The 15,556-nt window shown below is 64.3% G+C and carries 10 protein-coding genes; 6 read left to right on the top strand and 4 right to left on the bottom strand.

Annotation, left to right across the window (positions count from 1 at the left end):
• Positions 1-203 precede the first annotated feature (203 nt).
• Positions 204-1,547 (bottom strand): cell division protein DivIVA, encoded by a 1,344-nt coding sequence (locus ACRQEC_RS06390; RefSeq protein ID WP_284890269.1) that lies wholly within the window; start codon positions 1,545-1,547, stop codon positions 204-206.
• 300 nt (positions 1,548-1,847) lie between these two features.
• Here ACRQEC_RS06390 and ACRQEC_RS06385 point away from each other — a divergent pair, with 300 nt between their 5' ends.
• The 3 genes from ACRQEC_RS06385 to ACRQEC_RS06375 are packed head-to-tail and all read left to right on the top strand — an operon-like array spanning position 1,848 to position 5,020.
• Complete coding sequence (locus ACRQEC_RS06385) at positions 1,848-3,113, top strand: hypothetical protein (protein WP_284890268.1); 1,266 nt, start codon at positions 1,848-1,850, stop codon at positions 3,111-3,113.
• The gene (locus tag ACRQEC_RS06380; RefSeq protein ID WP_284890267.1) at positions 3,106-4,131 is read left to right on the top strand and encodes a DUF8094 domain-containing protein; all 1,026 of its coding nucleotides are present in this window, start codon (positions 3,106-3,108) and stop codon (positions 4,129-4,131) included. The genes ACRQEC_RS06385 and ACRQEC_RS06380 overlap by 8 nt, the downstream gene beginning before the upstream one ends.
• Position 4,132: 1 nt before the next feature.
• Positions 4,133-5,020, top strand: coding sequence for a tetratricopeptide repeat protein (locus ACRQEC_RS06375; protein WP_284890266.1), 888 nt, complete (start codon positions 4,133-4,135; stop codon positions 5,018-5,020).
• Between the two features lie 153 nt (positions 5,021-5,173).
• Here the strand turns inward: ACRQEC_RS06375 and ACRQEC_RS06370 are convergent, their stop codons facing one another.
• Entirely contained in the window at positions 5,174-6,901 is a 1,728-nt protein-coding gene (locus tag ACRQEC_RS06370; protein ID WP_284890265.1) for a glycoside hydrolase family 13 protein, read from the bottom strand.
• 12 nt (positions 6,902-6,913) lie between these two features.
• Positions 6,914-8,026, bottom strand: a complete 1,113-nt coding sequence (locus ACRQEC_RS06365) for a LacI family DNA-binding transcriptional regulator (RefSeq protein WP_435734863.1) — start codon at positions 8,024-8,026, stop codon at positions 6,914-6,916.
• 470 nt (positions 8,027-8,496) lie between these two features.
• Between ACRQEC_RS06365 and ACRQEC_RS06360 the strand changes: the two genes are divergently transcribed.
• The 3 genes from ACRQEC_RS06360 (at position 8,497) to ACRQEC_RS06350 (ending at position 12,420) form a co-directional block, all read left to right on the top strand.
• A complete protein-coding gene (locus ACRQEC_RS06360) occupies positions 8,497-9,747 on the top strand; it encodes a sugar ABC transporter substrate-binding protein (RefSeq protein WP_284890263.1) in 1,251 nt (416 codons plus the stop codon).
• A gap of 64 nt (positions 9,748-9,811) precedes the next feature.
• Positions 9,812-11,488: an ABC transporter permease subunit gene (locus ACRQEC_RS06355; RefSeq protein ID WP_284890262.1), complete on the top strand. Its 1,677-nt coding sequence runs from the start codon at positions 9,812-9,814 to the stop codon at positions 11,486-11,488.
• Positions 11,488-12,420, top strand: a complete 933-nt coding sequence (locus ACRQEC_RS06350) for a sugar ABC transporter permease (RefSeq protein ID WP_407707002.1) — start codon at positions 11,488-11,490, stop codon at positions 12,418-12,420. The genes ACRQEC_RS06355 and ACRQEC_RS06350 overlap by 1 nt, the downstream gene beginning before the upstream one ends.
• 495 nt (positions 12,421-12,915) lie before the next feature.
• Here the strand turns inward: ACRQEC_RS06350 and glgB are convergent, their stop codons facing one another.
• On the bottom strand, positions 12,916-15,348 hold the full coding sequence (gene glgB, locus ACRQEC_RS06345; RefSeq protein WP_284890261.1) for a 1,4-alpha-glucan branching protein GlgB: 2,433 nt from the start codon (positions 15,346-15,348) through the stop codon (positions 12,916-12,918).
• Between the last annotated feature and the right edge of the window lie 208 nt (positions 15,349-15,556).

The raw sequence follows: 15,556 nt of genomic DNA, 5'->3' as shown, positions 1-15,556 counted from the left end.
ACGGTTGAAAAGTAGCCCAATTTCGACGGTCGCTACCAGCTAATAGTGCTCTTGAATACTCACTCGGAATGCGACAAATGTGTGGCGCCCGGGATTCATGTGAATCTCGGGCGCCACGCTGATATTGGAACCGTCGGGGAAGCCGGGATTCCAGTCCGTTAGGCTTCCGCCGGAATACTATTGAGTTACTGATTAGCCAGGTGCTACTGATTATTAGTAGCTTCGTCGGTGTCTCCACCGGCGGCATCAGATTCCACGGCCGCGGGGGAGTGATCTCCTGTCTGTTCTCCGGCCTGTGCCTTGCCCGCGGAAGGTGCGTCCGTTACGGAAGATTCGCCGGCCCCGGCGCCCTGATCGCCGGCGCCCTGATCGCCAGCCTGACCAGCTTCAGCCGCCTCCGCGGCGGTGCGCTCCTCGGCGCTGCCCACGATTTCATCCAGGGCCAGCGGGATATTCGAGGTGGCCAGCATGGTGCGCATATCCTCCAGGTAGGAGGTGAGGGTGCGCCGCTGCTCCTCCAGGCCCGCCACGTGGGCATCGGCCTGGCGCTGCGATTCCTCGGCGGCTTCCCGCGCTTCCCGGCGCATCCGCTCGGCATCTTCACGCGCCGCGCTCACCAGTTCCCGGGCCTCGGTCTGGGCGGCGCTCAGCGCCGCACTCGCCTCAGCTTCCGAAGACGAAGTCAGGGCATTGGCCCGCTTCGTGGCTTCCGCCAGGCGGCGTTCCGCACTGGCAGCCCGAGCCTCGGCGTCGTCGACAAACTTCGCCATGGCCGTACGCGATTCTTCATCGGAACGCGCGCGGGCCGCGGCCGAATCCGCCCGCAACTGCGCAACCTCACGTTCGGCCTCCGCGCGGATCTTCGCGACCTCGGCCTCCGCCTCGCTCCGCAAACGCGCCACCTCAGTTTCCGCCTCGGTACGCAAGCGCGTGACCTCTTCTTCGGCCCGGGTACGCGCCTCCGCAAGTTCCTGGGCGAGGGCCGCGCGCCGCTCCTCTTCCTCGTGGGTGAGCCGGGTATTCAGCTCGGCCTCATCGTGGCGCATCTTCGCCTCCAAACGCTCAGCCTCGCGCTGGGCCGAGGTCACCAGCTCCTCGGCGGTGCGCCGCGAAGTAGTAGTCAATTCGGTAGCTTCCGCCTCGGCGCGCTGGCGCACCTGCGCCGCCTCGGTACGCGAAGAATCCAAAGTTTCCTGCGCTTCTTTTTCCGCCGCGGAGGTGAGATTTTCCGCCTGGGACCGCGCCCGAGAAACCAGCAACTCCGCATCGGAATTCGCCCGGCTCATCACGTCCATCGCCTGCTGTTCCGCCCCGCGCAACAGCCGCTCCACCCGGGTACCCAAGCCTGAATAGGACGGGCGCTCATCCTCGCGCAAACGGCTGTGCAACTCGGTGAGCTCCCCGGACATGCGCAGCACCTGCGCATCCAAACCCGCTACTCGCGACCGAGCCTCGGCGAGCGCATCCGCCAGCTGGTGAATGCGTTCATCGACCTGAGCTTTGTCGTAACCCCTGCGTACTGTTGGAAACAGTTCAAAATCCGCCATAACACCCTCTCCGCGCGCTGCTGGATAGAAATTGCTGCCCTAAGCCTACCGGTCAGCGCGCCCGGTGGGGGTAGTGCTGGGCGGGTGGTGAACGCTGTGGAGCTCGCCACCATCACCCGCACCAGAGTTTTATAACGGTTAGATAACGGTTAGGCTTTTCTCTAAGCCTAAAAGCGCGGCCGTGCGCCGAAAAATTCCGCCACCGAGCAGGTCACGCGGTAGTTTTAACGTAGGCATGTATTGTCGATGGTCTTTCGCCGGTGCGGTTGTACCGGGCCGCCAACCGCAGTGAGAAGGGGAATGATGAAGAAGAACGGAGGAGTCGGTCTCGCGCTCGCGGGCCTGGCGATCCTGGTGGTGGGCATTTTGCTCGGCACCGTGTGGAAGCCGGTCTCGAGCGTCTCCGCCACCGTGGCGCCGGAGGGGAAAGGCGTGCTCGTCACCGCCCCCGGCGTCCTGGATATGGGCGGGACCGACGTAGACGTATCTGTCTCCGGCCCGGCGCAGGACACCATTTCCGTGGGCGCCGGCTTTTCCGGCGACGTGCTCGCGTACGCGGAAGGCGTGCCCGGCGCCACCATTACCGGTATGAACGACGACGCCGCACTGACTCTGACCACCTCCCAGGGAGAAGCGGATCCGGGCAAGGTCCTCGCCTCGGATATGTGGTTCTCCAAGGAAGAAGCCAAGGGGAAGGTGGAATTCACCTACACCGTGACCTCCCCGGGAGCCGAATCCCTCATTATGCAGACGTCCTCCGGGGCGCTCCCGCAGGTGGAACTCACCTGGGCGCTGCCCGGCGGGCGGAACTGGTCCCTCCCGGTGAGCTTGCTCGGGCTTATTGTGGGGATTATCGGGGTGGTGCTGCTCATGACCGCCACCAAGGATCAGCGCAGCTTCGCCGCGAAGGTACGGGCCGGCAAAGACGAACGTGTTTCACGTGCCAAGCGGGCCGCGGATGAAACAACCATTATGCCGGCGGTGAGCGCGGGAATTGGCGGCGCGGTTGGTGCCGGTGCTGCCGCCGGCGACCGGGTTGCGGCAACCGGCGGGGCCCTGGGCGCAGGTATCCTCATGGAAAGCCCGCGTGCCCAGGAACTGCGCGAACGCCCCCTCGATCCGGCTGACCGCATTGAGTTGGCCGTTCCGGAAGAGGAAGTTTCCGAAGAAGCTGCTCCGGAAGAAGCGCCCGTAGAAGAACCGGTGCAGCAGCCCAGCGAAGCGGAAACTGAAGAACCGGCAACCGAAGAACCAGCGGCCGAAGAAGCGCCCGTAGAGGAACCAGCGGCTACACTCCCCGGCCCGGATGACGAACCCGGCTACCGCGGCTCGCGTGCCGAATGGCAGGCCGCGGCTGATTCCGGCATCCTCCCCGCCATCCAGATGAAGGACGGCGTGCCCGTCAAGCCCGCGGAGCTCAGCGATGCGGAGCGCTCGGAAACTTCCGGCACCACCGGCAGCGATAGCGATACCGCCGCGGAATCCGATCCGCAAAGCTGGTGGAGCATCTGGGGCCAAAACCAGCCCACACAGAACGACGACGAGGAAGGAACGACCCATGCGTAAGGCCCTGGCCACCCTCGCGGCACTGGCATTACTGGGCGGTTGCTCAGCGAGCGCCGTCGTCCTGGAACCCACCCCGGCTCCGGCGAGCCCGCGTGCCGCGCTCTCCGATAAACACTTCACCGAGCGGGTTGCCCCCGCGATTTTCGAGCAGCTGACCAAGGCGGATGCCTCCGCCAGCCCTGAAGAATTCAGCGGGCGCGGCTCCGGGCCCTTCAGCGTGGAACGCAGCGCCCACTACGCCCTCAAGCGCATCCTGGCCGATAGCTACGATATGCCCGCGCTGTCCACCACCATCGATTCGGTGGCGATTTCCGGGGCGGAAGGCTTCCCGCGCAGCGCGCTCGCGGTGGTCAATTGGCCGGCGAATACCACCTCGCAGGGCCTCAATGTTTTCACCCAGGGCGCGGCCCGGGAAAACTGGTCCCTGTGGGCGGCTATGGATATTCTTCCCGGCAGCGTGATCCCGGAGATCCCCGCCGGCCCGGCCGGTGCACAGCGGGTAGCCGCGGATAACGGCGAAGGTGCGGTGGCGTCCCCTCAAGCTGCCCACGATGGCTATATCGGCACCCTCAACGCCAGCGGCTCGGCCCTCAGCTACGGCTCGGATGCGGACCCGGCCGCCCCGGACGCGGTACGCACCCAGCTCTCCCAAACATACGATTCCCTGGCCGGCGCGGTGCAGGGCGTGGGCGCGGTCAGCCAGACCTTCGGCCCGGCCCAGACCACCCCGGAAAGCTTCCGCGCCAGCGACGGCGGTATCCTCACCGTCTTCCAGGTCAATCAGGCCCTCGAAATCCGCCACACCGCCCAGGGCGGCTCCATCAAGGTCACGGACGCGAAAATCGCGGGGCTGGCCACCGGCCAAGCCAATACCGAAATCACGGTCCAGGGGAGCATGCGCCTCAACTATTCCTTCACGGTGGCCCTGAAAATCCCGGCGGCGGGCGCCACAAACACAACGATCACCACGGTAGCGGCATCGAAACCGGTGCTCACCTCGGTGCAGAACGGAGGCTAATATGGCAGATATGTCCATGCGCGGCCCGGTCGATTTAGCGGCCCTGGCAGCGGCAAAAAAGCAGGAAAACGCGGCACCCGTGCCCGGCGCCTACCTCACCACACTCACCGCGGCCGACCTCAACGCCGAAGTGCAGCTTTCCGCGCAGGTTCCGGTTATCGTGCTTTTTGTGGCCGACGGCGCGGCCGGCGAGCTGGGCACCACCCTGGAAGCCGAAGCGCGCCGGCGCGACGGCCAGATCCGCATCGCGGTGGTGAACGCCAGCACCGAAGCGGAACTCGTCCAAGCCTTCGGCGTGCGGACCATCCCCATGGGCATCGCGCTCGTGGGTGGCCAACCCGTCCCGCTGTTCCAGGGCGCACCCACCACCGCGCAGGTCACTGAGCTCGTGAACCAGCTGCTCGCCGCAGCCAACCGCGCCGGCGTGGCCGGCCGCGTGAGTGGGAAAGCTGATGAAGCGGGCGAAGCACCCGTCAATCCCCATCACCTGGCCGCCCTCGAAGCCCTCGACCGGGGCGACCTCGATGCTGCGGAAGCCGAATTTGAGGCGCTCGCGGCAGCAGACCCGGATAGCGAGGTAGCACAGGTGGGCCGCGCCCAGGTGCGCCTGCTGCGCTCCACCCGCGGGCAGGACCCGCAGGCCATCATGGCCGCGGCGGATGCCGGCGGCCCGGGCGATGCGGCGGCGCAAATCGCCGCCGCCGATATTGAGGTGGCCGCCGGCCGCCCCGATCTGGGATTCGCCCGGCTGATCAACGCCATTAAGGTCACGAGTGGGGATGCGCGCGAAGAGCTGCGCACCCACCTGCTCGAACTCTTCACCGCAGTGGGAGCCGATACGGAGGTAGTGCGCAGCGCTCGCCGCGACCTCGCCTCCGCGCTCTTCTAAGGTCTTTTCAAGCGGGCGCGGGCCATAGGCTGGCGTAAGTCATAGGTCGGCGTAAGTTTTCTAGCGGTACAAGATAACGAGGCGCCCGAACCTTTACGGTTCGGCCGCCTCGTGCTGTGCCGGCTTATATCAGAGCAGCCTATTCCAGCTCGGCTACTCGACCGGCACCAGCCAGACGGTGGTATCCGCCGGGATCATCTCTCCTTCGCCCAAGGAGCTGGCGGCCGGATCCGAGGCCAGCAGGACCTGCCAACCGGAGGGCAGCGGGGCGGCGTCGTCGAATACCGTGAGCATGAGCACGGGTGGCCGCTGCGCATGCGCGGCCCGGTTGGTATTCGCGGCGCGATTGACATAAGCGAGCACGCCGGTGCCGTAATCATCGCAGACGTCCTCGAGGGACCCCACCCCGAGCTCCAGCTCGTCGCGCAGGCGCAGCATGGTGCGGAAGAAATGCAGCGGGGAATGCGGGTCGGCTTCCTGCACGTCCACCGTGTAACGCGCCCAATCCGCGCCCTGGGGGAGCCAGGTGGCGCCGTCCGGGGAGAAACCAAAACCGGGGCGATCCGATTCCCAGGGGAGGGGGACCCGGCAGCCATCCCGGCCCAGCTCCGTGCCGTGGGTGCGCGCGAAGGTGGGATCTTCGCGCACCTCGTCCGGCAGCGAGGTGTGTTCGGGAAGATTACGTTCCTCGCCCTGGTAGATGTAATAGACCCCCGGCAGGCCGGCGGTGAGCTGGTGCCACGCCAGGGCGCGGCGGGCCCCCAGCTCGCGGTCCGGTTGCGGATCATTCGCTCCGATGCCGTTCGCTCCGCGGGAGGTATCCCGGTAGCCCAGGCGCGAGCACACCCGCACGCCGTCGTGATTGGAGAGCACCCAGGTGGTGGGCGCACCCACCCGATCCGATTGGCGCAGCGACTGCACAATAATCTCGCGCAGCGCCTCGCGCTCGAAAGGCGCGGCCAAATAAATGAAGTTGAAAGCCTGGTTCATTTCATCGGGTCGGATATAGCGGGCCAACCGCTCCTCGGTATCCGCCCAGGCCTCCGCCACCAGAATGCGCTCGGGGGAGTACTCATCCAGCACCGCGCGCCATTCGCGGTAAATCTCATGGACCTCATCGCGGTCAAAGAAGGGCGCCGGCTCGGGTTTCTCCGTCACCCCGGCCATTTCCACCGCCCCGGACCAATCGGGAAGTGCCGGATCTTTCATGAGTCCGTGGGCTACATCCACCCGGAAGCCGTCCGCACCCCGATCCAACCAGAAGCGCAGCGTCGCCAAAAATTCGGCACGCACCGCCGGGTTCTGCCAATTGAGATCAGGCTGCGAGCGGTCAAAAAGATGGAGGTAGTAGAGGTCTTCCTCCGCGGCCGGGGTGCCGGCAGCGAAAGGCAGGTCCCGCACCCGCGACCAGGCCGGCCCGCCGAACACCGAACGCCAATTGGTAGGAGGCTCACTGCCCCCGTTCTTCCCCTCCCGGAACCAGAACAGCTCGCGTTCGGGGGAGCCGGGGCCGGCCGCCACCGCGCGCCGGAAAAGCTCGTGATCCCAAGAAGTGTGGTTAGGGACGATATCAACGATGATGCGCAGCCCGGCCTCGTGCGCGGCCTCAATAAGGTGCTCGGCATCTTTCAAGGTGCCGAAGCGCGGATCGACATCGCGGTAATCGGACACATCGTAGCCGGCATCGAATTGCGGGGAGCGGTAGAAAGGCGAAAGCCACACCGCGTCGATCCCCAAATCAGCCAGGTACCCCAGCCGGCTCTCGATGCCGCGCAGGTCCCCGAGCGGCCCGCCCGAGGATGCGAAGGAACGCGGGTAAATCTGGTAAATAACGGCGTCGCGCCACCAGTTTTCGCGCTCGGAAGCAGGGTGGAGGAGCATAGCGGTGTCCTTTCAGTTAGAGGTGGAGGAGGGCGCAGGCGCGCTAACTTGCGCGGGTGCACTCGGTTGCGCGGGCGCCGCGCCGGTTACGCGGGCCGCACCGGGCGCCGCAAGTGGCGCGCCCGCGGTGGTGGAACGCACCAGCAATTCGGCCGGGAAGCTCATGGAGGCCCCCGCCTTCGTACGCTGAGCTGGCGCAAAATCTTCCATGGCGGCCCGCAGGGTAGCGCAGGCCGCGTGGGCGATGGCCGCCACCGGCTGGCGCAGGGTCGTCAGCGCCGGGCGCATAAACCGAATGAGCGGCGAATCGTCAAAACCGACAATCGACACATCCTCGGGAACCCGCACCCCGCGCCGCTCCAGGGCATCAATCGCGCCGAGCGCCATGATGTCCGAGCCGAACACCATGGCCGTGCAGCCGCGCGCCAGCAGCGCTTCGGCCGCCCGCGCCCCGCCGTGCGCCGTGAAAAAAGTTTCTGCAACAATCACATCGGCGCCGGGCAGCAGCTGGGAGATCGCCTCGCCAAAGCCCTGTTCTTTACGCTGGCCGGGAATATAACGGCGCTGCCCGATACCCAAACCGATGCGGCTGTGCCCGAGCCCGGCCAGGAGCCGCACCGCCTGCCGCATGGATTCGGCGTCGTCGGTAGAAAAATCAGGGGCCGGAACCCGCGGATTCGCGCCGTTAATCGTGACGAAGGGGAGGCGTTCGGCCAGCCGCACGTACCGCTCCGGCGAGGCCTTGGAATCCGCGTGCATCCCCGATACAAAAACCAGGCCGCATACCTCGCGGGCGGTGAGGGAGGCCACCGCTTCGTCCTCGGTGAGGGCGCCGGGCGCCTGGGTGGCCAGGGTGGTGGTGTAGCCGGCGGCGGTAAATTCGCGTTCGAGCTCCTGGTAGAACACCGGGAAAATCGGGTTGGTTAGTTCGGGGAGCAGCAGACCCACGGTCCCGCTCGCCTCGCTTAGGCGCGGCGGGCGCTCGTAGCCGAGCATATCGAGGGCCGCCAGCACCGCGGTGCGCGTATCCTCGCTGACATTGCCCTTCTGGTTAATCACGCGCGATACGGTCGCCACGGACCCCCCCGCGTGGGTGGCAACATCTTGCATGCGAATTTTACTCATGGGTACCGAGACGTCCTTGTGCTGGTCGGCGCGGTGCGCGCCGTCGTGCAACATCGTACTGAGGCTTTTCTGAAAACTCCAGCGGTGCGGTGCGTGGAGGGGTCACGGTGCCGCGGGCAGGACGGTGTGCAGCGCCCCGCTCGGTACGGTGCACGGCGCCGCCTGCACCAGTGGGCGCAGCGGTGGGAACGTCCCGCCGCGCTTCTGTTTCTGCGCCGTCACGGTACAGCACGACGACGCAGCTCCCCGCCCGCCGCCACCCCAACCATGAAAGCATTTCTGAAAACAGCGCCGCCTACAAAGCCCGCAAGACCGCGGAAAACCCCACATCGACCACCCTCCGATATGTAAAGGCGTAAAAAAGACTGCAAAAAGGGGTGAGAATTACCGAATGATGCGCTACCCTCAGAGATAACGGGGAGCGTGATGGTGCGATCCCGCGTAGCGAAGAATCAACGCAAGGAGTAAAGATGCGACGGAGCATAAGCGCGATGGCCGCGGTATCCGCGCTGGCGTTTGTTTTAGGCGCCTGCGGTGGCAACGGCGGTTCGGCCGATAAGAGCGAAGCACCTGCCGGAGCCAGCTCGGCAGCACCGGCAGCCGGTGGCGGGGCCACCATTACGGTGTGGACGGATTCCAACCGCCAGCCGGCCCTGGAAAGCGCCGCGAAGAAATTCGAATCGGAAACCGGCAACCACGTGGAACTCGTGGTCAAGGAATTCGGGGATGTGCGCGCGGAGTTCCTCACCCAGGTCTCCAACGGTCAGGGCCCGGATATCACCGTGGGTGCCAATGATTGGCTCGGTGAGTTCGTGGCGAACGGCGTCGTTGCCCCTATTGAATTAGGCGATAAGGCGAAGGACTTCAATGACGTGGCCACCACGGCCTTCTCCACCGGCGGGAACCTGTACGGCCTGCCCTACGCGCTGGAGAACCTCGCGCTCATCCGCAATACCGCGCTGGCGGATTCCACCCCGGCCACCTTCGATGAGATGATCGCCAAGGGCAAGGAAGCCGGCGTGAAGTACCCGTTCCTCATCCAGACCACCGATAAGGGCGATCCCTACACCTACTACCCCTTCCAGCAGTCCTTCGGGGCGCCCGTTTTCGAGACGAATGCGGACGGTTCCACCTCGAAGAACCTCGGCATGGGCGGGGCGAACGGCGAAGCCTTCGCCACCTGGCTGAGTGAGCAGGGCAAGGCCGGCGTTTTCGAAACCGCGATGACCTACGATATTGCGGTTGATGCCTTCAAGAAGGGCGAATCGCCCTATATCCTGGGCGGCCCGTGGATGATTGAGGACTTCCGCAGCGCCGGCCTCAAGGTCGCGGTGGAGCCGATTCCGGCGCCCGGCCCCAAGGCTGCCACCCCGCTCGTGGGCGTGCAGGGCTTCTATGTTTCGGCGCAGTCCAAGAACCAGATCGTGGCCAACCAGTTCCTCGTTGATTACATGGCCACCCCGGAGGTGCAGCTGGATATTTACAAGGCCGGCAACCGCCTCCCGGCGCTGACCGCCGCGGCTCAGGAAGCCCAGAAGGACGACGTCACCGCAGGTTTCGCCAAGGCTGCCGAAGGCGCCCAGCCGATGCCCACCATCCCCGAAATGGGTGCGGTGTGGGTGCCCTGGGGCGTCACCGAAGCTCAGATCATTGACGGCGCCGAACCGGTGGCCGCATGGCAGAGCCTCATCCAGAATCTGCAGGCAGAACTAGCCAAGTAAGCTGCGAACGCGAGGGTGGCTCGGAGGTTTCCGGGTCACCCTCGCGTCAGCGAAGAGGTAAGTCATGAGTACGGAAACGGAGAACCGGGCCGGGCGCCGCGCGGGCGGGCCTGCCGGTGGTGGCGCGAATGAGCGCGCCGGCGGGCGGGCGTCGTCGTCGCACATCGAAAAGAAAATCCCGGTGGTGGGAAGCTCGCACGCGCGCACCTGGTCGGTTGGTTTTATTATCAAGCTGGTCCTCATGGCGCTGGTCAATGCGCTGGGGATCTACATTATCGCGGCGGCGTTCAACGAAGGATCGTGGATCCTGGTGGCCGTCTTCACGGTGCTGCTCGTCATCGTGGATTACGTGTATTTCTCGCGGAAGCACCTGGCCCCCAAGTACCTCACGCCGGGGCTGGTCTTCCTCGCGATTTTCCAGGTGTTCGTTATCCTCTACACCGGCTACATCGCGTTCACCAACTACGGCGACCGCCATATGCTCACCAAAGAACGCGCCACCGAGGCACTGCTGCTCACCTCCACCCAGCGGGTCGAAGGCAGCGCGCAGTACCCCCTCGCGGTCGTGGACGCCGGTGGGGAACTCGGCTTCGCTATTGTGAACGACGACGGCGCAGTGCTCGTGGGCACCGAGGAAGCTCCCTTCGTACCCGCGAAAAATGCCCAGGTCAATGGCAAGCGCATCACCGAGGTGCCCGGCTATGAGATCCTCACACCCGCCCAGATCGGGGCGCGCCAGGCGGAGATCACCGCGCTGCGCGTTCCCATGAGCGAGGACCCGGGAGATGGATTTATTGGAACCCAAACAGCCACAACCGGTTTTGTTTTCCAATCAACTCTCAAGCACGATGCGGCGGCCGATACCCTCACGGATATCACCACCGGCAAGGTCTATCACGCTGATTCCAGCGATGGCTTCTACCGGGCGGACGACGGTGAAACTCTCAATACCGGTTGGCGGGTGACGGTTGGCTTTAAGAACTTCGCGGATGCCTTCGGGGATGCCCGCTATGCCAGCCCCTTCCTCAAAGTGCTGGTGTGGACCTTCGCTTTCGCCTTCCTCTCGGTGGCGACCACCTTCCTGCTAGGCATGTTCTTCGCGCTGGTCATGAATGATGAGCGGATGCGCGGGCGCAAAATCTACCGCACGATTATGCTGCTGCCCTATGCGTTCCCCTCCTTTATGACGGCTTTCCTCTTCGCCGGCATGCTCAACCCGAAGTACGGGTTCTTCAACCAGGTGCTCTTCGGGGGTGCGGAGATCGGGTGGCTCACCGATCCGTGGCTGGCCAAGCTGTCGGTGATCCTGGTGAATTTGTGGATGGGCTTCCCCTACATGTTCCTCATCTGCACCGGGGCGCTGCAATCGATTCCGTCTGAACTCAACGAGGCGGCGGAAATTGACGGCGCGGGCGGATTCAAGCGGTGGCGGTATATCACCCTGCCGCAGCTCATGATCCAGGTAACCCCGCTGCTCATCTCCTCCTTCGCCTTCAACTTCAATAACTTCAACCTCATCTACATGCTTACCCGCGGCGGCCCGCAATTCGCGGACGCCTCGGTGCCGGTGGGGTCCACGGATATCCTCATCTCGATGGTGTACCAGATTTCCGGGCTGTCGGGCGCGGCAACGAAGAACTACGGGCTGGCTTCGGCCATGTCCATCCTCATCTTCGTTATCGTCGGCACGATTTCCCTCATCAGCTTCCGGCGCTCGCGTTCAATTGAGGGGGCACAGTAATGGCAAGCGAATCTACAGTCATGGCGGTTCCCGTGATCGAGGAAAAGATCAGCCACAAGGAACGCCATCACAATAAGGTGAGTTTCGGGCGCTGGTTTTCCCAGGTGGGCTTCCGGCACCTGGTCGGGCTTTTCGCCGTCGTCTATTCGGCTTTCCCGATTATCTACGTGCTTTCTGCGGCCCTCAATCCGAATACCAAAACGACGCTGACCTCGGCGAACTCCCTCTTCTCGGAGATCTCCACCCAGAACTTCGCCCAGTTAGGAACCTCGACGATGTTCTGGCGCTGGTTCGCCAATACCCTGGAGATCGGGATTTTCTCTGCGCTGGGGGCGGTGCTCATGGGCGCGGCCGCGGCCTACGCATTTTCGCGTTTCCGGTTCCGGGGGCGCAAGGGCGGGCTGCTGGCCCTCATGGTCATCCAGATGTTCCCGCAGCTCCTGGCTTTCGTGGCAATCTTCTTGCTGCTCAGCCAGCTGGGTGAGATCGTGCCGGTGCTCGGTCTGGACTCCAAGCTCTCGCTCATCTGCGTGTACCTGGGCGGGGCTTTGGGCGCCAATACCTTCCTCATGTACGGCACTTTCAACTCCATTCCGATGGAGCTGGACGAAGCCGCGAAGATCGACGGCGCCAGCCATTCGCAGGTTTACTGGACCATCGTGCTCCCGCTGGTGACCCCGATCCTCGCGGTGGTGGGGCTGCTGGCCTTCATCGGAGCCTTCAACGATTTCATCCTGGCCTCCACGATCCTCTCCAAAGAAGAGAATTGGACCCTGGCCATCGGCATGAATATTTGGGTGGGCGGTAATGAGAAGCAGTGGGGCTGGTTCACAGCCGGTGCGGTGATCTCCGCACTCCCGATTCTGCTCCTCTTCCTCTTCCTGCAGCGCTACATCGTTTCGGGACTGACCGGTGGGTCGGTGAAGGGGTAGCCCGGTGCGCCGGTTCCTCGGTTCCGCGAGGCGCGGTGCGCCGGCTCAGCTCCACCGGAGCTAACCGACCACCCTTGAAATAGTTGCTCATAACCCGGACTTTCCCTCGGTGATATGCCGAGGAAAGTCCGGGTTATTGGTTCTTCAGCGGGGAAGGACTATGTGTTTTCCGAGATGTACTTCATGTGTCATACATGCGAAGTACACCTCGGAAAAAACACCCCTGCCTCCTGCCGCCCCGCCGCCGTGGATCAACCAAAGTGCAAATCCTGAACCGTTGGGGTCGCGTAGTGCAAGCCCAGGACAGAAATCGGGCCAAAATGGTGCGTAGATTTGCACTTTGCTTTGTGTGTAGGCAAAAGCGTGGGCCCGGTGGTCGAGTAGTCGATCACCGGGCCCACTGTTGCGCCGCTGCCAGGCGCTGCCGCGAAGGAGCTAAGACGCGGCACGCGCTGAGGCGGCTGCTTGAGGCGGTGGCTCTATAAGGCAACCGCTTTAGGCTGCTGCGGCTTCCTCGGATTCCTCCGCTTCGGCCTCGCGATTCGCGGATGTTTCGGTTTCGGCGTGCTCGCCGGCGGCCGGGTCGCGATCCGCGCCCGCGTCAGCGCCGGCCGCGTCACTACCCGCGAGCTCCGTGCCCGCGTCCGCGCCGGCCGCGTCACTACCCGCGAGCTCCGCGCCCGCGTCCGCACCGGCTGCGCCACTACCCGCGAGCTCCGCGCCCGCGTCCGCGCCGGCGGCATCAACACCCGCGACCTCCTCAGCCGCGTGATGCAGGTAGACCACCCCGAGCGGGGGCAGCTGCACGGGGGCCGAGTAGGGCCGGCCGTTCCAGCCGACCTCCTCCGCGTGGACCTCCCCGAGGTTGCCCACCCCGGAACCGCCGTATTCCACCGCGTCCGTATTGAGGACTTCCTTCCAGGTGCCCCCGGCCGGCAAACCGATGCGGTAATCGTGGTGGGGGATACCCGCGAAATTGCAGGCCACCACAACCACATCCTTGCCATCGGCAGAGCGGCGCAGGAAGGTAATGACGTTATTATCAGCGTCCGATCCGTCAATCCACTCGAATCCGTGCGGCGTGAAATCATCACTCCACAGGGCCGGGTGCTCCACGTAGATCTCGTTGAGCCGTTTCACAAGGGACAAGATGCCATCGTGTTCGGGCTGGTCGGTAAGCCACCAGTCGAGAGATGCGTCGTCGTTCCATTCACGGATCTGAGCGAATTCCTGGCCCATGAACAGGAGCTGCTTACCCGGGTGCGCCCACTGGTAGGCGAGCAATTCGCGCACGCCGGCGCGTTTTTGCCAGTCGTCGCCGGGCATCTTTTGGTAGAGCGAGCCCTTGCCGTGCACCACTTCGTCGTGGCTGAGGGGCAGCAGGTAGTTCTCCGAATAGGCGTAGACCATGGAGAACGTGATTTCCCCGTGGTGCCAGCGCCGATTGACCGGCTCTTCCTCGAAGTAGCGGATGGTGTCGTTCATCCAGCCCATATTCCACTTGAGGCCGAAGCCCAGCCCGCCGCTATCCGTCATCGCCGTGACACCCGGCCAGGAGGTGGATTCTTCCGCGATCATCATGACGCCCGGGTTGCGCCGGTAGGCGGTGGCGGTGACTTCCTGGAGGAAGGAAATCGCCTCGAGATTTTCCCGCCCGCCGTAAATATTAGGCTGCCACTGCCCGGCTTCCCGCGAGTAATCCAGGTAGAGCAGGGAGGCCACGGCGTCCGCGCGGATGCCGTCGAAATGGAATTCTTCCAGCCAGTACAGCGCATTGGCCACCAGGAAGTTCCGCACTTCGCGGCGCCCGAAGTCAAAGACCAGCGTGCCCCAATCCGGATGCGAGCCGCGCTGCGGATTCGGATCCTCGTAAAGCGCCTGACCGTCGAAACGCGCCAGCGCCCATTCGTCGGTGGCGAAATGCGCGGGCACCCAGTCGGTAATCACCCCGATGCCGGCCTGGTGCAGGCGGTCAATGAGGTAGCGCAGGTCATCGGGGGTGCCGTAGCGCGAGGTGGGCGCGTAATACCCGGTCACCTGGTAGCCCCACGAGGGAGTGAAGGGATGTTCGGCCACCGGCATGAATTCCACGTGGGTGAAGCCGCAATACTTGACGTGCCCGATGAGCTGGTCGGCGAGCTCCCGGTAGGACAGCCCCTTACGCCACGAACCCAGGTGGACTTCGTAAATGGAAACCGGCCCTGATGCAGGGTCATTGCGCTGAGCCATCCAGGCGTCGTCGTTCCATTCATAGCTGGATTCGGTGACGATAGAGGCGGTGGACGGCGCGGTTTCGCTGTAGCGGGCCATCGGGTCGGCCTTCTGGTGCCAGCTCAGATCCTTGTACTGGATTTCGAATTTGTAGCGCGCCCCCGCGCCGGCGCCCGGCACGAAGAGCTCCCACAGCCCGGAGCTACCCAGGGAACGCATGGCGTGCAGTGAACCATCCCAGCCGTTGAAATCACCGACCACCCGCACGGCGAGCGCATTGGGCGCCCACACCGAGAAGGCCACGCCGGTGACATCCCCGAGGACCGAGGGGAAGTGGCGTACATGCGCACCCAACGCATTCCACAATTCTTCGTGGCGCCCTTCCGAAATGAGGTAAATATCGGTTTCTCCCAGGGTGGGCAGGAAACGGTAGGGATCATCCCCGCGGCTTTCCACGCCCCCGTAGGAGGCCACCACCCGGTAATCGGGCACGTTCGGGGTATCGAGTACCGCGCGCCAAATCCCGTTGTATTCGTGCACGGCCGGCACCCGCCCGTCCAGCGTTTCAATAAATACCGCATCTGCGAGCCGCCGAATGGTGCGAATCGTGACGGTGCTGCCGTTGGAATGGGGGCCGAGGACATCGTGGGGTGCGTAGTACCAACCCTTGGAAACAGCCTCGAGCGTGCCTTCATCAACTTCTACGTAATCAGACATGTGTGCCTCTCTGCACGATGGAGCGTAGGCGGTCAGAGCGGGAAACCACCCGCGCGCGCCGGTGATGTGCTGTGTCCTGCCAAGCGGTACCGCGGAATTTCCGGAAGTGCCGCGCGACTATCTACATATCCCAGGATACCTGAAAGATGCGTGATCCCGGGCCCCGGGCGCCTGCCGTGGACAGCGCGCGGGGCCGGGTATGGGGGAA

The sequence above is a fragment of the Actinotignum saccati genome (genome assembly GCF_051265055.1).
Classification (GTDB): Bacteria; Actinomycetota; Actinomycetes; order Actinomycetales; family Actinomycetaceae; genus Actinotignum.
This window is presented reverse-complemented; position numbering and strand designations above follow the sequence as displayed.